This is a genomic window from Actinomadura montaniterrae, assembly GCF_008923365.1.
GTDB classification, from domain to species: Bacteria; Actinomycetota; Actinomycetes; order Streptosporangiales; family Streptosporangiaceae; genus Spirillospora; species Spirillospora montaniterrae.
In genome coordinates this window covers 1-19,576 of the sequence record NZ_WBMR01000177.1, presented here as the reverse complement: position 1 = coordinate 19,576, position 19,576 = coordinate 1, and the positions used below count along the sequence as shown (strand labels likewise).

Genomic DNA, 19,576 nt, shown 5'->3' with positions numbered 1-19,576 from the left:
TCCCCGGCCCGTTCCCCGGCCCGGGGCCGGGCGGCGCCGGCGACTGGACGGGCGGCGCCCCGCGCCCGGCGGGCGGCGGGTACACCTGGCGGCGGCTCGGCGGCGGGCTCTCCGGGAAGCAGGCCAGGCTCTCGCCCTCGGTGGAGTGCCCGAGCTGGAACTCCCGGTGCCCGCCGATCTCCATCCGCTCGATGCGTCCGCCCTGGCAGAACGTGCCGTTGCGGCTGCCGACGTCCTCGATCAGCCAGCCGTCCGGGCCCGTCCGCAGCACCGCGTGCCACCAGGAGACGCGCGGGTCCGCCAGCGCGATGTCGGACGCGGGGTCGCGGCCGATGCGGTAGGAGCCCCCGGGGCGCAGCCGGTGCACCCGGTCCCGCGTGCGGACGACGAGAACGGGCGCGGCGAGCGATTCGGCGGAAGGACCGGCCGTCATGCGGGGAGTGTAAGTCCTCGCCCCGGAAATGTCGCGGCCCGTTTTCCGGACCCGGTATCGGCGGGACACCGGTCCCATTGACACGGCCGGGGCGACGGAATTGAGTGAGCGCCATGGCGAATCCGCCGGGCGCGGCTGCCGTCACCCGTGTCGAACGCCTTCCGCGGCGCGGGCGGCCACGGTGGCTGACCGTCCTGATCTGCGCCGTTCTGCTGCTCGCGCTGCTCCTCGTGGCGGCGGACCGCGGCGGCGTGGTGTTCGCGCAGCACGAGATGGCCGTGCAGATCAAAAAGGAGGGATTCCCGGCGACACCGAAAGTGACGATCAAGGGATTCCCGTTCCTCACCCAGGTCGCGTCCCGGCACTTCGGCGATGTGCGGCTCGAGGCGAGCAGAATAACCGAGGGCCCCTTGCGCATCACGAACCTCAAAGTGCGCGCGCGGGACGTCCGGGTCGATTCGGGATTCAGCAGCGGGACGCTCGGCACCGTGGACGGCACGGCGTTCGTCAGCTTCAAGGACCTCGCGAGCGCGAGCGACAACCCCGACCTCGTGCTGACCGCCGCCGGGAAGAACCTCGTCAAGGCCAAGATGGACCTCGGGATCACCGAGGCCACCGCGACCGCGACCGTCACCAAGCAGGGCAACAGCATCGTGGTGAGGACGCAGTCGATCGAGGGCTTCTCGCGCTCGGACATCGGCGACGACCTCGACTTCACCGTCCCGGTGAGCGGCCTGCCGATGGGCCTGTCGTTCCAGAGCGTCACGGTCTCGTCGAACGGCGTGGGCCTCCACGTGGTCGGCCGGAACGTGAAGTTCAGCGACTCCTGACCGTCAGAGGAGGGCGACGGCGGCGTCGACGGCGGCGCGGACGTCGCCGTCCGGCGGGTAGAGCAGCGAGCGGCCGGCGACCAGGCCCCGCACGCCGGGCAGCCGCAGCGCGCGGCGCCACCCGTCCAGGACCGCGCGCGGGTCGTCGCCGATGTCGCCGCCGAGCAGCAGCAGGGGCAGCGTCGTCGCCGCCACGACCCGCTCCATCCCCGGCACGACCGGCACCTTCAGCCACGTGTACGCCGACGTGGCGCCGAGCCCGGACGCGACCGACACCGCTCGGATCATCGCCTCCGGCGTCAGCAGGTTGCGGATGCGCCCGTCGACGCGGTGCGCGACGAACGGCTCCACCATCGCCATCAGCCTGTGCCCCGCCAGGCCCGTGACCGCGCGGCCGCACGCCTCCAGCGTCCGCGCCGTCGCCGGGTCGGCGTCGTCGATCCGCAGCAGCATCTTGCCGCCGTCCAGCCGGGACGCCGCGACCGCGTCCGCGTCGTAGGCGGTGAACCGGTCGTCGATCTCGAACGCCGTCCCCGCGAGCCCGCCCCGGTTCATCGAGCCGATCGCGAGCCTGCCGTCGAGGACGCCCAGCAGCGTCAGGTCCTCGATGACGTCGGGCGTGCCGAGCACGCCGTCGACGCCGGGGCGCTCCAGCGCCGTGCAGAGCCGCTCCAGCAGGTCGCGCCGGTCGGCCATCGCGACCGGGTCGCCGCCCGCCGCGAGCGCGCCGCGCGCCGGATGGTCCGCCGCGATGATCATCGGACGGTCCGGGAGGGCCGGGAGCCGCACCCGGCGCGCCGCCGCCTCGGCGACCGCCTCCGGCCGCGCGGCCCGCACCTCCGTCAGCTCGCCGATGCGCACTCCGCCGAGTCTGCTGACGATCACGGCGCGCTGTCAATCGGGCCCGCCTCGCGGCCGCCCGCGCGGCGGCCCGGGCGGCGCCGGCGCTCAGCCGGAGTCGGTGATGATCTCCGCGACCTGCCGGGCCGTCTCCGTCGGCAGCGGCGCGGGCAGCCCCTTCCACTTGCGCGACGCCGCCACCGCGGCCGCGCCCGCGCCGCCCCCGTACGCCAGCGCCGCGACGAACGACGCCAGCTCCGGCGGCAGCTTCTTCTCCAGCAGCAGCACGTTCATCCGGTACGTCGCCGCGGTCGCGAGGACGCCGAGCGTCCCCGCGAGCGCGCCGAACCGCAGCGCGGGCACGCGCTTGCGCGCCTTGGTCAGCATCTCCTGGTGCGCGGCGTCGATCACCTGCCGGACGAGCGCCAGGTTCTGCTCCACCGGATCGTCCTCGATCTTCGCCGCGGCTCGCGACTTTGCCATGACCCCGGCTTACCCGTTGCGTTGCGAAGGATTCCGGGGAGCAAACTATCACTGTAAGTAACTTTATGCGTGCTGTAAGTTGCGGAGCGTCCCCGAGCAGGAAAGGCGTGTCCGGTCGATGCAACCGTTCGAGCTGCCCGACTTCTACGTCCCGTATCCGGCCCGGCTGAACCCGCATCTGCAACGGGCGCGCGCGCACAGCACCGCCTGGGCCCGCGAGATGGGCATGCTCGACGACGCCCGCGACCCCGGCACCCCCGACATCTGGGACGAGGCCGCGCTCGACGCGATGGACTACGCCCTCCTGTGCGCCTACACCCACCCCGACTGCGACGGCGCCGAACTCGACCTCGTCACCGACTGGTACGTCTGGGTCTTCTACTTCGACGACCACTTCCTCGAGGTGTTCAAGAAGCCGCAGGACCAGGCCGGCGCCCGCGCCCACCTCGACCGGCTCCCCGCGTTCATGTCGCTCGACCCGCCCGAGCCGGAGAACGCCGTCGAGCGCGGCCTCATCGACCTGTGGGCCCGCACCGTCCCCGCCCGGTCCGCCGCCTGGCGGTGCCGGTTCGCCGAGAGCACCGGCGCGCTGCTGCGAGAGTCGCTGTGGGAGCTGTCCAACATCAGCGCGGGACGCGTCCCGAACCCCGTCGAGTACGTCCAGATGCGCCGCAAGGTCGGCGGCGCCCCCTGGTCGGCTGACCTCGTCGAGCACGCCGCCGGCGTGGAGGTCCCCGCCCGCGTCGTCGGCACCCGGCCGCTGCGGGTGCTGAAGGACGCCTTCGCCGACGGCGTCCACCTGCGCAACGACATCTTCTCCTACCAGCGCGAGACGGAGCGCGAAGGCGAGATCAACAACTGCGTCCTGGTCGTCGAGCACTTCCTGGGCGTCGGCGCGCAGCAGGCCGCCGACACCGTCAACGACCTGCTGACCTCGCGGCTGCGCCAGTTCGAGAACACCGCCCTCACCGAACTGCCCCCGCTCTACGAGGAGCACGCGCTCACCCCCGCCGAAAGGGCCGCCGTCACCGCCTATGCCAAGGGCCTCCAGGACTGGCAGTCCGGCGGCCACGAATGGCACCTGCGGTCGAGCCGCTACATGAACGAGAAGTCCCGCGGAACGTCGGCCTCGCGCGTCCCCGCCCTGCTCAAGTCGGTCCGGCTCAGCCGCCCTCACGTCCCGTTCCAGAAGGTCGGGCCGACGCCCCTCCCGGAATTCGACCTGCCGTACGAGGCCCGCGTGAACCCGCACCGGGAAAGGGCCCGCGAGAACGTCCTCGCCTGGTGCGCCGCCATGGGCATGTTCGGCCCGCTCCCCCGGCATCCCGCCCCGCTCTGGACGGCCGAGAAGCTCGCCGGGTTCGACTTCGCGGTCTGCGCGGCGTCCCTCGCCCCCGACTCGCCGCCCGAGTCCCTCGACCTCGCCACCCAGTGGCTGGCCTGGGGCACCTTCGGCGACGACTACTTCCCCGCCGTCTTCAACCGCGACCGCGACCTCGCCGGCGCGAAGCGGTTCCGCGCCCGCATCCCCGGCTTCATGCCGCTGGACTGCGGGCCGACGCCCGTCCCGGAGAACCCGTTCGAAACCGGCCTCGCCGATCTGTGGCACCGCACCGCGTCCCCCATGTCCCGCACGGGCCGCTGCGAATTCCGCGATGCCGTCGACGACATGGTCGAAAGCTGGCTGTGGGAACTGCACAACCACGTCCAGTCCCGCATTCCCGACCCCGTCGACTACATCGAGATGCGCCGCCGCACCTTCGGGTCCGAGCTCACCATGGCGCTGTCCCGCATCGGCCATTCCCGCGAGATCCCCGCCGAGGTCTTCGCGACCCGCACCCTCCAGGAACTCGAGGCGTCCGCGATGGACTGCGCCTGCCTCCTCAACGACGTCTTCTCCTACCAGAAGGAGATCGAGTACGAGGGCGAGCTGAACAACGGCGTCCTCGCCGTGCAGCATTTCCTCGACTGCGGCCGCGACCGGGCCGTCCCCATCGTCAGCGACCTCATCTCGTCGCGCCGCCGCCAGTTCGAGCAGCTCGCCGCCGAACTGCCCGCCCTGGCCGCCGACCTGGGCCTCGACGACGCGGCCCGCACCGCCCTCGACGCCTACGTCACCGAACTCCGCGACTGGATGGCCGGCATCCTCAAATGGCACCACGAAACCACCCGCTACAACGAACGCACCCCCACCCCTCCGCTAGGGGGCTCCGCCTTCTGTCTCTTCGAGACGACCATCGGCTGACCCAGCACCCCGCGCACAGATCGCCCTCTCCAACCTCCCCTCGCCCCTCCGCCGGTCGGGGCGGGCCTGTCAGGGGGTTTCGGGGGTGGGGGTAGTGGCTTTGGTGCGGGTTATGGTGCGGGTGAGGAGGGCGCGGGCCTCGGCCAGCTCGGCGGCGCGGCGGTCCAGCTCTTCGAGGCGCTCGTGCAGCACCTCCAGCGCGCCGGGGCAGGGGCGCAGCGCGTCGACGCCGGCGGCGCAGGGCAGGAGGCGCGCGATCGACCGGGTGGGCAGGCCGGCGGCGAGGAACGCGCGGATCCGGGCCACCGTCAGCTCGGCGTCGTCGCCGTACTCGCGGTAGCCGTTGGCGCGGCGCCGCGACTCGAGCAGGCCCTGGTCCTCGTAGTAGCGGATCAGCCGCTCGCTCACCCCGGTGCGCCGGGACAGCTCTCCGATCAGCACGGACGACCTCCTCGTCTTGACCTTCCAACGGTGTCAAGGGCCGACAGTGGGGCCCTATTCCGCAGGGGAGGAAAAGATGATCATCGATGCGCACGGGCACGTCCACGATCCGGTGGAGGACCACATCGCCCTGCTGGACGAGGCCGGGGCCGAGCGGGCGGTGCTGTTCGCGACGCGCCCGCATCCCGAGCGGGCCGCCGACCTGGCGTCGCTGCGCCGGGAGATGGACGTCCTGAGCAGGAGCCTCGGCGGGCAGGCGAACGCGCTGGAGTCCTACGAGGCCGCGTGGGCGGAGCACGCCGCTGCCCTCGCGGCGTACCCGGACCGCTTCATCGGGTTCCTGTCGGTCCCGCTCGACATGAGCGGCGAGGAGATCGCCGCGATGGTGGAACGGGACGTGGCGGCGGCCGGCCTGCACGGCATCGGCGAGCTGACGCCGCCACCGGGACGGGCGGCGCTCGTCGAGCCGGTGCTGCGGGCCGCCCGCGACCACGGTCTGCCCGTCGTGGTGCACGGGTCGGCGCCGACGACGGCGGAGGACCTGGAGACGCTCGCCGGGCTCGCCCGCCGGTACCCGAGCGTCCCGCTGGTCGTGAGCCAGCTCGGCGGGGCGCACTGGATGCGCGCGATCGAGCTCGTCCGCGACACGCCGAACATGTACCTGGAGCTGTCCACGGCGCCCATCGTCTTCGCGGTGCGGGTGGCGGTCGCGGAGATCCCCGACCGCACCCTGTTCGGCTCCGACGCGCCCTACGGCGACCCCGTGCTCGCGCGCATGACCGTCGAGCGCGTCACGTCGCCCGGCGAGGCGCGCGACCGGGTCCTCGGCGGCACCCTCGCCGAGCTGCTCGGCCTCTGAGCCGGTTGGGCGGCGGCCCCGGGGGTAGGGCGTGACCTGCGAAGACACGGTGAGGCGCGAGTCATCCGGGGGGCGCCGTGCGGCGACGGTGGCGGCAGCGCGCGCGGACGGCGCGCTGGCCGGCGGGGGCGGGCATCGCGGCCTGGCACTGGCTCCGGACGGCCCGCACCGCGAAGCGCGAACGGCTCCGGACGGAGCCGGGCTTCGACATCGCGGAGACCCCGGCCCGCGGCGGGGACCGCATCCAGGGGCTGCGGCAAGGGGTCGGGCCCGTCTACCAGCGCCGCTACACGGTCCGGATCGAGGGCGGCGACCTGGACGCGTCCGGGCTGATGGAACGGCTGCGCGCGGACGTCAACGCCGCGTCGCCGGTCGAGTTCGCGGTCTTCGACAAGATCGCCGGGGCCTCGCCTCGGCTCGACCTCGGGGACGAGTACGACGTCCACATGCCGGGGCCGTGGAACTGCCCGGTGCGGGTGGTGGAGCGCACGCCGCTGTCGTTCCGGCTCGCGACGCTGAGCGGGCACGTCGAGGCCGGCGAGATCGAGTTCCGGGCGCGGGACGCCGAGGACGGCGGGCTCTGGTTCACGATCGAGTCGTGGACGCGGAGCGGCGACCGGCTGGCGGACGTCCTCTACGACCGGGTCGGCATGGCGAAGGAGATGCAGCTCCACATGTGGACCCATTTCTGCTCCCGGGTGGCCGAGATGGCAGGGGGCCGGACGGCGGGGGACGTCGAGGTCCTCACCGAGCGCACCGAGATCGCCGGGGACTCCCGGGTCGACGGGCGCCACCTGGCCCGGCCGGCGGCCGCCGCGCTCGCCCGGACGTTCACGGCGCTGGCGAAGGCGCGCGGCGGCCGGCCGCTGCATCCGCGCGGGGTCGTCCTCGACGCCGTCCTGCGGTTGTCCGGCACTTCGCGCTTCTGGGGCGTCCCGCTGCTGGACGACGCGGCGGAGCTGCGGGGCCTGGCGCGCCTGTCGCGGTCGATCGGCCTGCCGGCGCCGTATCCGGACGTCCTCGGGCTGGCGTTGCGGTGGCGGCAGCCCTCGGAGGACGGCGACCCGGCGACCGCCGAGTTGCTGCTCGCCACGACGGGCCACGGGCGGGCCGGCCGCCACCTGCTCCGCCCGGCGACCCACTGGGGGCCCGGCTTCTACGGTTCGCTGCTGCCGTACACGGCGGGCGACCGGTACGTCCTGCTGGGCGCGTTCGCCCGGCGCGCCGTCCCGGCGGACCCGGCGGCGCTGGCCCGTGCCGCCGGGGAGGGCCCGATCACGCTGGATCTGGTCGTGGCCACGGGCCTCGGGCCTTGGGAGCGGTTCGGGGAGCTGGTCCTCACCGGGCCCGCGCGCACCGACGACCGGGAGCCGGTGCGGTTCAACCCCGTGCGGCACCCGATCCCGGGGCTGCGGCCCGCCGGCCCCCTCCAGCAGGTGCGGGGGCGCGCCTACGACGCCGTCCACGACATCGACGGTGGCGCGGACGTGAGGAAGACGGGCCGCCGGAAGGACACCGCCCGGCGCAGGGGCCCGCGCGCACACCGCCGGCTCCAGCGGCGCTACGAGGAGCTACGGGACCGGCCGGTGAACTTCGAGCCCCGGGAACGGCCGGAGAACGCCGGGCCCGCCGGCTGGCACATCGACGACCACCGGCAGCCCCTCCCGCGGGAGCGTCCCGGCCCGCCGGAGCCGGACGGCAGCTGGGAGATCGCGCGCCGCCTCGTCCGGGACTACGAGTTCGCCGATCCGCGGATCATCCGCAGCGCCTACCGGACGGGCGCGCCCGAGCCCGGCGCCGACATGCTGCTCGAGGCGAGGTTCTTCGGCCTGCGCTTCCACCTCGGCGTCCGGGTCGGCGACGTCGTCGACGCGGTCGTCGAGGAGGACGGGCGGCAGGTGCGCGTGTGGGGCTGGAACTACCGGACGCTCGAAGGGCACCTGGAGCGCGGGCAGATGGACCAGGAGGTGCGCAAGTGGCTCGACACCGGGGAGGTCGAGTTCCGCCTGCGCGCCTTCTCGCACCGCGCCGCCATCCGCGATCCGTTCGTCCGCCTCGGCTTCGTCCTGTTCGGCCGGGCCACCCAGCTCAAGTACCAGCGGCGGGCGTGCCGCCGCATGTCGGACCTCACCCGGGCGGCCCTCGCCGCGCGGGGGCGCGCGCGGACCGCAGACGCCGGGGTCAGCCGGTGAGGGAGTCGCGGACGGTCATCAGCGCGAAGCCCAGCAGGTTCGTCCCCTGCCATTCGGCGGGGTTCTGCGCCCGCGGGTCGTCGGCGGCGAGGCCGATCCCCCAGACGCGGTCGAGGGGGCTGGCCTCCACGAGGACGCGGTTTCGGGTCCCGGCGAGGTAGTCGCGCAGCTCGGCGTTCTGCGTGAACTTCGCCCGGTTCCCGGCGACGACGATGGACGTGCGGCGGGCGACCCAGGCGTCCTCGTCGAAGCCGCGGACGCGGCGGCCGAGGTCCTTGGCGGCGCCCGGGTGGGGCGCGGCGACGACGGCGGCGGCCGTTTCCTCGTCGGAGAACAGGCGGGCCTTCTCCGCCATCATGTAATGCTCCGCCGTGGCATAGGTCACTCCGTCGACGGTGAATGGGGACGGCCACCATTGGCTGAGATAGCCGGGACCCGGCTTCCGGTGGCCCCAGAAGAACAGGTACTTCGGCGGGCTGCCCTCGTCGTGCAGGCGGATGAGCTGCTGGACGTCCATGCCGACGATGGTGGCAGGGCCCGGCCCCGGGCGCCATCCGGTTCCGGGCGGGCGGAATGCGGCACCGGGGCGGAGCGTTATGCGGGTGCAGGCCTCGCGGTCTAGACCATTTTGCTAAACCAGGTGGGTCATCGGGGAAGATCTCCTTATTTCGGTCGGCCCGGATGCCGAGAATCGCGGGCCGTCGTCAACGGGAGGACAGCAGTAGAAATGGACAACGCCCTGGCGAACCCTCGTCGCACCCGGATCAACTCGTGGCCGGAGCGGCGCCCGGCGGACACCGACGCCGAGCGCCCCTTGGACGCGGAGGCGGGCGCCCCGGAGGACGACCTCGCCGCACGTTGACCGGCCGGTTTCGGCCGCGACCAGGACCCGCCCGGCGTTCCGGGCGGGTCCTGCTCTTTTCACCTGCTCACACGCATGATCGTTAACGGGTGGAGAGACGTCATCCGCCATCGGGCGTACATGACCTCCGCTGAAGTGCGGTGCCTCGTCAATCGCCTGCCGTTGACGCTTTACCCCGTCTTTGCCATCGGCTGATGGACTCCGGCCACCGGACCGGAGCTCACACGGGGAGATCACTGAGCCATGTCCTCCGCTGCTTCGCCCATCGGGGCCCAGCGCACGGATTCATCCGCATACGACGTCGCCGTCATCGGGCTCGGCTACGTCGGGCTGCCCACCGCCCTCGCCTTCCACGCCGCCGGGCTGCGCGTGCTCGGCGTCGACCGGGACCCCGGGCGGCTGGAGGCCATCCGCGCCGGCCGCGTGGACCTGCTGGACAGCGACCACCGCCGGCTGCGGGCGGCGCGCGACGGCCTCGCCGTGACCGCCGACCCGGCGGACGCGGCCCGCGCCGACGCTTTGATCATCTGCGTGCCGACGCCCGTCAACCGGCACCTCGTCCCCGACCTCGGCGCGCTGACGGAGGCGTGCGCCACGGCCGCCGCGCACGCGCGGGCCGGGCAGACCATCGTGCTGACCTCGACCAGCTACGTCGGGTCGACGCGGGAGCTGCTCGTCCGGCCGCTGTCGGCGCGCGGCCTCCGGGTGGGGACGGACGTCTTCGTCGCGTTCAGCCCGGAGCGCATCGACCCGGGCAACGACCGGCACCCGCACGAGGACGTGCCGCGGGTGGTCGGGGGCGTGACGCCGCGCTGCGCGGCGCGGGCCATGGCGCTGCTCGGCCGGTACGCGGGCGACCTGCACGGCGTCTCGTCAGCGGAGGCGGCCGAGATGACCAAGCTGCTGGAGAACACGTTCCGGGCGGTCAACATCGCGCTGGTCAACGAGTTCGCGGACGCGAGCCGGCTGCTGGAGCTGGACGTGATGGAGGTCATCGAGGCGGCGGCGACGAAGCCGTACGGCTTCATGCCGTTCTTCCCCGGGCCGGGGGCGGGCGGGCACTGCATCCCCTGCGATCCGCACTACCTGCTGTGGCAGCTGAAGCGCGACCGGCTGCACACGCCGCTGGTGTCGGCGGCGATGAACGCGATCGCGATGCGGCCCGGGCAGGTGGTGGAGCGGGCCCGGCAGGTCTTATCGGACCAGGGGCGCGGCCTGTCCGGCGCGGACGTGCTGGTCCTCGGCGTCGCGTACAAGCCGGACGTCGAGGACCTGCGCGAGTCGCCCGCACTGGAGATCATCGACGGGCTGCTCGCGGCGGGCGCCGCCGTCCGCTACCACGACCCGCGCGTCCCCGAGCTGGTCACCGAGGGCGGGACGAAGCTGGCGAGCGCCGAGCCCGGCCCCGCCGACCTGGTGATCGCGCACACCCCGCACCAGGGCCTGGACCTGGGCTGGCTGCGCGCCGACCAGCTGCTGCTGGACGCGACGTACCGCTTCTCCGGGCCGGCCCGGCGCGTGGCGCTGTGAGCCGTGACCGCAGGTCGCCGGTCCCCTTCGGCGGCCTGCCCTGGCGGGCCCGCCTGGTCTCGCTCGGGGCGCTGGCGGGCGTCGCCGTGATCTGCGGCGTCATCGTCTGGCACGTCGGGGTGAAGGTCGCGTACATGCGCGGCGACCTGCTGCTCCCCACGTACACCGTGCTGGTCAGCAGCTACGTGATCAGCCGGTTCGTGCTCGCGGCGTTCTACCGGCCGCCGCGGGACGCGGGCATCGCCCCGTCCGTCGCGATCGTGGTGCCCGCCTACAACGAGGGCGAGGCCGTCGCCCGGACGATCCACTCCTGCCTCGGGCTCGACTACCCCGCGGACAAACTGGAGATCGTCGTGGTCAACGACGGCTCCACCGACGACACCTGGGACCACATGCGCGAGGCCGCCGCGCGCTACCCGAAGGGCCGCGTGCGCTGCGTCGATCTGGGCGCCAACAAGGGCAAGCGCGCGGCGATGGCGGCCGGGATCCGGGCGACGTCCGCGGAGATCCTGGTGTTCGTCGACTCCGACTCGATGCCGGCGCCCGGCTCCGTCCGGCTGCTGGTGCAGGGGTTCGCAGACGGGAAGGTCGGCGCGATCTCCGGCCTCACCTACGTCCGCAACGCCGAGAGCAACGTGCTGACGCGGATGCAGGCGGCCCGGTACTACGTGTCGTTCCAGTTGCTCAAGAGCGCCGAGTCGGTGCTGGGCGCGGTCACCTGCTGCTCGGGCTGCTTCGCCGCGTACCGGCGGGCGGCCATCGCGCCGCTGCTGGACGCCTGGGAGCACCAGCGGTTCCTCGGCGTCGAATGCACCTACGGCGACGACCGCGCGCTCACCAACCGGGTCATCAAGTCCGGCTGGACGACCCGCTACGACGCCCGCGCGGAGGCGTGGACGGACGCGCCCGACCGGTACCGCAAGTTCTTCCGGCAGCAGCTCAGGTGGAAGAAGTCGTGGAGCCGGGAGGGGCCGCTGCTGCTGGCGCACGTGTGGCGGAGCCGGACGCGGGCGCTGCCGTCCATCGCCGTCCAGACCATCGCGGGCCTGCTCAGCCCGATCGTGGTGCTGTACAGCCTGGCGGTCCCGCTCGCGGGCGGCCGCTTCCCGATGATCTACTTCCTCGGCCTGTACCTGGTGTCGATGGGGTACGCGCTGACGTACCGGATGCTGCGCGACGACGGCATGTGGATCTACGCGTTCGTCGGGACGTTCTTCTACGTCGCGTTCTCCCCGCAGCTGCTGTGGGCGGTGGCGCGGATCCGGGACGGGAAGTGGGGCACGCGGGACGCGTCGCCGCCCCCGTCGGCGCCGCGCCCGATCCACGTCTACAGCGCGGCGGCGAGCGATGGCTGACCGGGAGGAGCCGGCGCCCTGGGAACGGCCGCCGCCCGGCCGGTCCACCCGGGCCTTCCGGGCGTTCACCGGCCTCGTGTTCCTGTGCGCGCTCGCCCTCGCGCTCACGACATGGGTGACGCTGAGCCGGCCGTTCGACCCGGGGCAGAAGGCGGCGCCCGCCGTCCGGCTGGACCCGGCGGCGGCCCGGACGGCGGCGGGCCTCCCCCGGTACCCGGGGTCGGTGCTCGTCCTGACCTACCACGGGGTGTCCGACACCGACCACTCCGGCAGCACGCTGACGCGCCGGCTGTTCGGCGAGCACATGGCGGCGCTCGCGGCGGCCGGGTTCCGGACCGTCCGGCTGCGGGACGTGGAGGACCTGCTCGCGCACCGGACGGTCCGCCTCCCGCCGCGCGCCGTGCTCATCACCTTCGACGACGGGCAGCTCACCGACTGGACGACCGCCGACCCGGTGCTGAAGGCGCACGGCTTCACCGCGGCCGGGTTCCTCACCACCGGCAAGATCGTCCAGCCGGGGACGCCGTCGTACTACCTGTCCACCCGGCAGGTCCGCGACCTCGCCGCGACCGGGCGGTGGGAGTTCGGCTCGCACAGCGACGACCTGCACGACCTCGCCCGCGTGCCGGGCGACGTCGCGCCGCCGATGCCGAACCTGGTCCAGGTCCGCGGCCGGACGGAGACGCTCGGGCACTGGCGCGCCCGGATCCGCTCCGACCTGGACCGCAGCCAGCGGTTCTTCGCGAAGGCGCTCGGCCGCCGCGCCACCGCGTTCGCCTACCCGTTCGGCGCGCCGGGCGGGACCGGCAACGACCCGCGGATCGCGGCGGAGCTGCCCGTGCTGATCCGGCACGCCGGGTTCAGCGAGGCGTTCACCGGCGAGAACGTCCCGACCGACCACGTGGACGCGCTCACCGCCGGGTCGCCGCGCTGGACGCTCGGCCGGATCGGCGTCCGCTCCACCACGTCGGTGGCGGACCTGCTGGAGATGATCCGCGCCGCCGTCCCCACCGCGCCGCCGCGCGACCTGGCGGCGCTGCCCTGGACGGGCGACCTCGCCACCTGCCGGCGCCGCGCGTCCGAACTCCGCGTCACCAGCGACGTCTACGGGAGCTGCCTGCTCACCGGCGTCAACACGAGCCAGTGGACGGACTACCGGGTCAGCACGTCCGTCACCGGCATCGACCCGCGCACCAGCGCGGTCATCGCGGTCCGGGACGGCGCGGGCGCGGGCCACCGCGGCCGCGTCGAGGTCGTCGTCGGCGCCGCGTCCGTCCTGGTCCGGCAGCAGATCGGGGACGCGGGCCCGGTCGTGCTCGGCCGGACCCGGATCGCGGCCCGGCCGGGCGCCCGGTCCGTCCGGATCGAGGCGCGCGGCCACCGGCTCACCGTCGCCGTGGCGGGCGGCGCGCCGCTGCGCGCCGCCATCGACCCGCGGCTCAACGAAGGAGGCCTCACGTTCGAGATCGCGGCGCGCGACCGGCGCACGCTGGTCTTCCGCGATCCGGCGCTCGCCCCGCTCGCGCGCTGAATCCACCCCCGACTCCAGACGGAGTACAACGATGTCTCCACGAAGACTTCTCGTCCTTCTCACCGCCGCGCTGATCGGCGCGGCGTCCGTCCTCGCCGCCGTGCCGGCGGGCGCCGACACCGGCACGGTCGTGTCGCTGACGTTCGACGACGGGTCGCAGGACCAGTACGACAACGCCCGTCCCGCGCTCGCCGCCCACGGAATGAAAGGGACGTACTACATCAACAGCGCCCGGGTCGGCACGTCCGGGTACATGACGCAGGCGGAGATCGCGTCGCTGGAGTCCGCCGGCAACGAGATCGGCGGCCACACCATCACGCACGCCGACCTGCCCACCCTCTCCACCGCCGAGCAGCAGCGGCAGGTCTGCGACGACCGCGTCGCGCTGCTGAACATGGGCTTCACCGTCAAGAACTTCGCCTACCCGTACGGGAACGCGAGCAGCACGTCCGAGCAGGTCGTGCACGACTGCGGCTACAACAGCGCCCGGACGGTCGGCGGGGTCGTCTCGCCCGGCAGCTGCGGCGGCTGCGGCTACGCCGAGACGATCCCGCCGGCGGACGCCTACTTCACCCAGACCCCCGACTCCGTCAAGACGGGCACGACGCTCGCGCAGCTCCAGGGCTACGTCACGCAGGCCGAGACGCACGGCGGCGGATGGGTGCAGCTCGTCGTCCACCACGTGTGCAACGGCTGCGACGACACCTACGCCGTCAGCCCGGCCACGCTGTCGTCGTTCCTGGACTGGCTCGCGCCGCGGTCGGCGAACGGGACGACGGTGAAGACCGTCGACCAGGTCATCGGCGGGAGCCTGCAGCCGCCCGTCAGCGGGCCGCCGTCGCCCGCGACCGTGCAGAACCCGTCGCTGGAGGCGGCGACCGGCGGCGTCCCCGACTGCTTCCAGCTCGGCGGGTACGGGACGAACACCTTCGCCTGGACGCGGACGAACGACGCGCACACCGGGCAGTACGCCGAACGCGTCGACGTCACCGCCCGCACCGACGGCGACCGGAAGCTCGTCACGAAACAGGACGCCGGGACCTGCGCGCCCGCCGCGGCACCGGGCCATACGTACCGGCTCGGGGTCTGGTACAAGGGCACCTGGGCGGCCGGCGTCACCACCAAGATGAGCATCTACTACCGCAGCGCCACCGGCGCCTGGACGTTCTGGACGAACGGCCCGACGCTCGCGCAGACGAGCACGTGGCAGCAGACGCTCGTCACCACCCCCGCCGTCCCCGCGGGCGCGACCAACATCAGCTTCGGTGTCGCGCTGCCGGGCGTCGGGACCCTCGTCGTCGACGACTTCTCCCTCACGGACCAGGGCACATGACCGATCGAACGAAGGCGGCCGGGCCCGCGGGGCCCGGCCGCCCGGCCCGCCGCAAGCGGCGGTTCCGCCGCCATCTCACCGAGCTCGGCTTCGGCGTCCTCGCGCTCGCCGCGATCGTCCCGCCGGCGCTGGACGCGCTGGTCCCGCAGCGCGGCAACGCCGACACGGGGCGCGCCAGGAAGGTCGTCACCCGCGCGATGCTCGGCCACACCGGCACGGGCAACGCGTGCCTGCGCGGGCGCGTCGCGCTCACCTTCGACGACGGCCCCGACGTCTACACGCCGCAGATCCTGGAGGTCCTGCGCGCCTACGACGTGCGCGCCACCTTCTTCATCATGGGGAAGAAGGCCGCCGCGCATCCCGCGCTCGTCCGGGCGGTCGTCGCGGGCGGCCACCTCGCCGAGAACCACAGCTGGGACCACCCGCACATGGCCGACCTCGACGCCGCCGCCGTCCGCCGCCAGCTCGCCGACACCACCGCCGCGATCATGCGGGCGGGCGCGCCGCGCCCCACGCTGTTCCGGCCGCCGTTCGGCAACACCGACGGCGTCGTGGACGCGCAGGCGCGCGCGCTGGGGCTGCGGGTCGTCCGCTGGTCGGTCGACACCAACGACTGGCGCGGGCGGCGGCCCGCCGACATCGCCGCCACCGTCCTCGCCCAGGCCCGTCCCGGCTCGGTGGTCCTGATGCACGACGGCGTCGCCAACTCCGCCGCCACCATCCAGGCCCTCCCGGCGATCATCACCGGGCTCCGGGCGCGGGGCCTGTGCACGGCGCTCGACGCGGGGTAGCCGATGACCTCACGGCGGACCATCATCGCGGGCGCCGTCGCCGTCGCGGCGCTCCCCCCGGCCGTCTGGTCCCTGGCCGGACGCGGCGGGGCGGGCGACTTCGCGTCCCGCACGTCCGGGCACGACCGCCTGGTCACCAACGAGTACGCGCACTGGAACCCGGGCGCGCCCGACGCGCGCCGGTCCCCCGACTGGGACGTGACCAGCGGGTCCCTGTTCGTCCGGGACGGCGCCGGCTGGTCCGGGCCGCCCGACCGGGCGGTGCCGGACGCCCGCTCGTCCACCGGCACCGGGTCGAGCGTGTTCCGGATGAACACCCGGCGCGCCGACTTCGGGGACGTCCGGGTGACGCTGCGGGTCCGCGTCCTGCGGCTCGTGCCGGGCGGCGGGCGGGCGCCGACCGAGCCGACCGACGGCGTCCACCTGATGCTGCGCCGCCAAGACCAGACCGAGCTGTACGTCGCGTCGCTGGCCCGGCGGGACGGGCTGCTCGTGGTGAAGAAGAAGCTGGCCGGCGGCACCGAGAACGGCGGCACCTACACGACGCTCGGCCAGGTCCGGCACCCGTTCCGGCCCGGCGCGTGGCAGTCCTTCGACGTCCGGATCACCTCCAACGGGCGGTCGCTGGTGACCATCGCCGTCCGCCAGGACGGCCGCGAGCTGCTGGAGGCCGTGGACGACGGCCGGCACGGCCCGCCGATCGTCCGCCCCGGCTCGATCGGCCTGCGCGCCGACAACTGCGAGTTCGCGTTCACCGACCTGCACGCCCGTCCCCTGCGTTGAGCCGCGGCGAGTCGTTGTTATGGCGGCGTCCATGACCGCGACTCGCCGCAAGTCAACGAGCCGGTAGGCGGACGTGCCCGGCCTGGCGGTGCGGACGGCCCCGTCCGACTCGGCCTGCGGAGGAGAAGGACGCGTGGCGGGACGGTCAGCGGGTCGCGCGGGCGGAGTTCACGGCGCTGCGCAGGGCCACGCGGGTGACCAGCAGGACGGGGCCGCCCGGGTCCTTGCTGTCGCGCACCGCCACCGCCCCGGCCGCATCCGCCAACTCGACGCAGTTGCCGCCGTTCTCGCCACTGCGACTGGATTTGCGCCAGGTGAGGTTCGTCAGGTCCATTTCTCCAGCGCCTCTTTCAATCTGTCCCGGGACATGTCTTCGGGGAGCGCCCTCGCTCTCAACTCTCTGAGCGATTCGGAGAGTTTGGCCAGGTCGGAGGGATTGTCGGTCGTGATGCCCCGCACCGTCGTCTCCATATAGGCGACTTCGCTCCGGTCCTCCATCGTAGCCACGACGAAAGCGCCTCCCGTGCCCGCTGGACGCCCGTTGTTCCGGACGATCTGGATGGTGATGTTCGGCCGCTCGCTGAGGGCGATCAGGTGCTCTATCTGCTCACGCATCACCTCAGGCGAGGTCACCAGATAGTCGAGGACGTACTCGCTCAGGAGCGCTATCAGCACCGTGGGGGGAGCGTCCTCGCGGGTGAGAATGGACTGGCGCGCCATGCGCGCCTCGACGGCCTCGTCTGAGGTGAGGAAACCGCGGGCGTAGGCCGGGGTCTGGAGAAGCCCGGGAACGATCGTGTGTTCCCAGGTGACGAGTGCTGCGGCGTCCGACTCGGTCTGCGGCCAGTCGAACCAGATCGGCACCGGGTGGCCGTCCCGGTTCAGGTCCTCCCACAAGCTCAGGAGCGATCCGCCTGCGTCCAGGTAGTCGTCCACGGCCTTCACGAATGATCGGGTGGCGCGCTTCTTCCCGTTCTCGATGCGGCTCACCTGGGCGGGACTGACCTTCGTCAGGTTGGCGATCGTCTCTTGCAGGACGTCCTTGGCTTCCCGCAGCCGGCGCATCTGCCGACCGAAGGCCACGAGCGCTGGCGACTCGTTGGGACGCTGACGCCGTGCGGGCATGATCATTTACCTCTCTCGGCAACTTGCACCCACGTCTCGACGCTTGCCACCGCCCTCCGCTTTCGGGCGGCATGCCAAATCTAACCTCACGAGTGGCTGAATGTGTGGTGTTCATTACACACAGTAAGGAGTTCGATCATGGGCGAGGCGGCGGGGCGGGAGAACGAGATGGCGGTGAAGCAGGATCTCGCGGTCGTGGCGGAGGTGCGGCGGTTCGTGCGGCTGGTCACCGGTCAGTGGGGCATGGACGACTTCGTGCCGTGCCTGGTGGCCAGCGAGCTCGTCACCAACGCGCTGCGGTACGCCTCCGCGTCCGACGACGATGTGACGTTCCGGATCGGGCGGGCCGAGGACGGCGCGCTGTGGATGGAGGTGCAGGACGCCTCGTGCGACCTGCCGTGCGTCCAGCGGGCCGACACGATCAGCGAGGCGGGGCGGGGCCTGTTCATCGTCGATCAGTTCTGCCGCTGCTGGGGAGTCCGGCCGGTCGCCGGCAAGGCAGGCAAGATCGTCTTCGCCGTCCTCAGCCCCTGAACAGGCGCCCGGCGCGGGAGGAGTGCGGGGTCAGCGGGGGGCGGCGGTGCTGTCGCGCAGGATGACGTGGCCGGCGACGCGCTCGATGCGGCTGCGGCGGGCGGCCGGTTCGCGCAGCGCGAGGCCCATGACGTGCTCGCCCATCGCCTCCAGCGGCAGCGCGACCGTGGTGAGCGGCGGCGTCAGGTCCCGCACGATCGGGATGTCGTCGAAGCCGGCGAGGGACATCTCGCCCGGCACCGCGACGCCGTGGTCGCGCAGCGCGGCGAGCGCGCCGATCGCCATCACGTCGGTCACCGCGAACACGCAGGTCGGACGGGGGTCGCGGCGCAGCAGCTCGGTCGCCGCGCGGTACCCGCCGTCCCGCGTGAAGGACTCCTCGACGATGCGCTCCTCCGGCACCCGCACGCCCGCCTCGGCGAGCGCCTCGGTGAACCCGCCGAGCCGGTCGGAGACGGTGGTGAGCGCGCGCGGCCCGCTGAGCACGGCGAAGTCGCGGTGGCCGAGGTCGAGCAGCGCGCGGGCGAGCGCCCCGGCGCCCTCCCGGTTCTGCGGCAGGACGGCGTCGACCTTGAGGCTGCGGTGCCGGCTGAGCACCGCGACGCGCCCGCCGGTGCGCTGGTAGGGGTCCAGCTCGCCGGCCATCGAGCGCTCCCAGTCGCGGTCCTCGAAGCCGGAGCCGATCAGCAGGATCGCGCGGGCCCGCTGCGCGCGCAGCATCGCCACGTACTCGATCTCGCGGGACGGGTCGCGGAACGTGCTGGCGAGCATGACGAGCATCCCGTGCTCGGCGGCGGTGCGCATCACGCCGCGGGCGACGGCGGCGAAGTAGGGGTCGCTGACGTCGTGGCAGATCACCCCGACGGACTTGCTGGAGGAGCTGGCGAGCGCCTGCGCGTGCGCGTTCGGGGTGTAGCTGAGCTCGGCGGCGGCGGCCAGCACCCGCTCCCGCAGATCGGCCCTGACCTGCGACGTCCCGTTGAGCACGCGGGAGGCCGTGGCCAGCGACACCTCGGCCTGCCGGGCGACGTCCTGCAGCGTCACGTACGCCCGCTCGCCGGTGCGCGGCTCCTCCGCCGCCTCGGTCATGCGTCCTCCTCGTGGGGGCCGTCCCCCGCGCCGCCCAGGCGGGAACCGCGGCGGTCCCGCGCCCCCTCGCCGGCCGCCGCGCGGCGGGCCCGTTCGGAAAGACCCTCTTGACCGCGCCCGGCGCAGGTTCTTACGGTACCTCAGAAAGCGCTTTCTGAACGCGCTTTCTCGGCACGGTCCCGGAGGAACCATGGTGAGTCAGCACCTCTCGCGGGGGGACGACCCCCCGCGCCCGGCGAACCGCCCCCCGCGCGGGCGGGGCACGGCGGGCGCCAAGCCGCCGGCGGACGCCCCGGGGGTCGTGGAGCGCGCCCGGCCCG

General features: G+C 73.4%; 20 protein-coding genes. 12 read left to right on the top strand and 8 right to left on the bottom strand.

Annotated features, from left to right (window positions below; genetic code table 11):
• A partial coding sequence (locus F9B16_RS51545) for an FHA domain-containing protein (RefSeq protein WP_192809189.1) occupies positions 1–433 on the bottom strand: 433 nt, incomplete at its 3' end.
• A 113-nt stretch (positions 434–546) separates the two neighbouring features.
• On the opposite strand from F9B16_RS51545, the gene F9B16_RS38055 reads away from it, so the two are divergent.
• Positions 547–1,263, top strand: coding sequence for an LmeA family phospholipid-binding protein (locus tag F9B16_RS38055; RefSeq protein WP_151545086.1), 717 nt, complete (start codon positions 547–549; stop codon positions 1,261–1,263).
• 3 nt (positions 1,264–1,266) lie between these two features.
• Here the strand turns inward: F9B16_RS38055 and F9B16_RS38050 are convergent, their stop codons facing one another.
• A complete protein-coding gene (locus F9B16_RS38050) occupies positions 1,267–2,148 on the bottom strand; it encodes a Cgl0159 family (beta/alpha)8-fold protein (protein ID WP_225992305.1) in 882 nt (293 codons plus the stop codon).
• A gap of 63 nt (positions 2,149–2,211) precedes the next feature.
• Positions 2,212–2,586, bottom strand: a complete 375-nt coding sequence (locus F9B16_RS38045; RefSeq protein ID WP_151545085.1) for a phage holin family protein — start codon at positions 2,584–2,586, stop codon at positions 2,212–2,214.
• 118 nt (positions 2,587–2,704) lie between these two features.
• On the opposite strand from F9B16_RS38045, the gene F9B16_RS38040 reads away from it, so the two are divergent.
• Positions 2,705–4,831, top strand: coding sequence for a terpene synthase family protein (locus F9B16_RS38040; protein ID WP_151545084.1), 2,127 nt, complete (start codon positions 2,705–2,707; stop codon positions 4,829–4,831).
• Positions 4,832–4,900: 69 nt separating this feature from the next.
• Here F9B16_RS38040 and F9B16_RS38035 read toward each other — a convergent pair whose 3' ends face one another.
• The gene (locus F9B16_RS38035) at positions 4,901–5,272 is read right to left on the bottom strand and encodes a MerR family transcriptional regulator (RefSeq protein WP_151545083.1); all 372 of its coding nucleotides are present in this window, start codon (positions 5,270–5,272) and stop codon (positions 4,901–4,903) included.
• Positions 5,273–5,348: 76 nt separating this feature from the next.
• On the opposite strand from F9B16_RS38035, the gene F9B16_RS38030 reads away from it, so the two are divergent.
• Complete coding sequence (locus F9B16_RS38030; protein WP_151545082.1) at positions 5,349–6,131, top strand: amidohydrolase family protein; 783 nt, start codon at positions 5,349–5,351, stop codon at positions 6,129–6,131.
• Between the two features lie 77 nt (positions 6,132–6,208).
• Positions 6,209–8,323, top strand: a complete 2,115-nt coding sequence (locus tag F9B16_RS38025) for a DUF1990 family protein (RefSeq protein ID WP_151545081.1) — start codon at positions 6,209–6,211, stop codon at positions 8,321–8,323.
• On the opposite strand, the gene F9B16_RS38020 is transcribed toward F9B16_RS38025, so the two are convergent.
• On the bottom strand, positions 8,313–8,840 hold the full coding sequence (locus tag F9B16_RS38020) for an NADAR family protein (RefSeq protein ID WP_151545080.1): 528 nt from the start codon (positions 8,838–8,840) through the stop codon (positions 8,313–8,315). The two genes, F9B16_RS38025 and F9B16_RS38020, sit on opposite strands and share 11 nt — an antisense overlap.
• A gap of 210 nt (positions 8,841–9,050) precedes the next feature.
• Between F9B16_RS38020 and F9B16_RS53735 the strand changes: the two genes are divergently transcribed.
• From F9B16_RS53735 to F9B16_RS37990, 7 genes are all read left to right on the top strand, one after another.
• The gene (locus F9B16_RS53735; RefSeq protein WP_264159843.1) at positions 9,051–9,185 is read left to right on the top strand and encodes a hypothetical protein; all 135 of its coding nucleotides are present in this window, start codon (positions 9,051–9,053) and stop codon (positions 9,183–9,185) included.
• Between the two features lie 243 nt (positions 9,186–9,428).
• Entirely contained in the window at positions 9,429–10,715 is a 1,287-nt protein-coding gene (locus F9B16_RS38015) for a nucleotide sugar dehydrogenase (RefSeq protein ID WP_151545079.1), read from the top strand.
• Positions 10,712–12,070, top strand: coding sequence for a glycosyltransferase (locus F9B16_RS38010; RefSeq protein ID WP_151545078.1), 1,359 nt, complete (start codon positions 10,712–10,714; stop codon positions 12,068–12,070). The genes F9B16_RS38015 and F9B16_RS38010 overlap by 4 nt, the downstream gene beginning before the upstream one ends.
• The gene (locus tag F9B16_RS38005) at positions 12,063–13,601 is read left to right on the top strand and encodes a polysaccharide deacetylase family protein (protein ID WP_151545077.1); all 1,539 of its coding nucleotides are present in this window, start codon (positions 12,063–12,065) and stop codon (positions 13,599–13,601) included. The genes F9B16_RS38010 and F9B16_RS38005 overlap by 8 nt, the downstream gene beginning before the upstream one ends.
• A gap of 31 nt (positions 13,602–13,632) precedes the next feature.
• Positions 13,633–14,934 carry a polysaccharide deacetylase family protein gene (locus F9B16_RS38000; RefSeq protein ID WP_151545076.1) on the top strand — a complete coding sequence of 434 codons (1,302 nt, stop codon included), beginning with the start codon at positions 13,633–13,635 and terminating at the stop codon, positions 14,932–14,934.
• Complete coding sequence (locus F9B16_RS51540; protein ID WP_192809188.1) at positions 14,931–15,725, top strand: polysaccharide deacetylase family protein; 795 nt, start codon at positions 14,931–14,933, stop codon at positions 15,723–15,725. Before F9B16_RS38000 ends, F9B16_RS51540 begins: the two co-directional genes overlap by 4 nt.
• A 3-nt stretch (positions 15,726–15,728) precedes the next feature.
• The gene (locus F9B16_RS37990; protein ID WP_151545075.1) at positions 15,729–16,508 is read left to right on the top strand and encodes a hypothetical protein; all 780 of its coding nucleotides are present in this window, start codon (positions 15,729–15,731) and stop codon (positions 16,506–16,508) included.
• A 145-nt stretch (positions 16,509–16,653) separates the two neighbouring features.
• On the opposite strand, the gene F9B16_RS37985 is transcribed toward F9B16_RS37990, so the two are convergent.
• Together F9B16_RS37985 and F9B16_RS37980 are read right to left on the bottom strand one after the other, a co-directional pair.
• Positions 16,654–16,842 carry a DUF397 domain-containing protein gene (locus tag F9B16_RS37985; RefSeq protein WP_151545074.1) on the bottom strand — a complete coding sequence of 63 codons (189 nt, stop codon included), beginning with the start codon at positions 16,840–16,842 and terminating at the stop codon, positions 16,654–16,656.
• Complete coding sequence (locus F9B16_RS37980; RefSeq protein WP_151545073.1) at positions 16,833–17,639, bottom strand: helix-turn-helix domain-containing protein; 807 nt, start codon at positions 17,637–17,639, stop codon at positions 16,833–16,835. Before F9B16_RS37980 ends, F9B16_RS37985 begins: the two co-directional genes overlap by 10 nt.
• Before the next feature lie 132 nt (positions 17,640–17,771).
• Between F9B16_RS37980 and F9B16_RS37975 the strand changes: the two genes are divergently transcribed.
• Positions 17,772–18,167, top strand: a complete 396-nt coding sequence (locus tag F9B16_RS37975; RefSeq protein ID WP_151545072.1) for an ATP-binding protein — start codon at positions 17,772–17,774, stop codon at positions 18,165–18,167.
• 30 nt (positions 18,168–18,197) lie between these two features.
• On the opposite strand, the gene F9B16_RS37970 is transcribed toward F9B16_RS37975, so the two are convergent.
• A complete protein-coding gene (locus F9B16_RS37970; protein ID WP_151545071.1) occupies positions 18,198–19,256 on the bottom strand; it encodes a LacI family DNA-binding transcriptional regulator in 1,059 nt (352 codons plus the stop codon).
• Between the last annotated feature and the right edge of the window lie 320 nt (positions 19,257–19,576).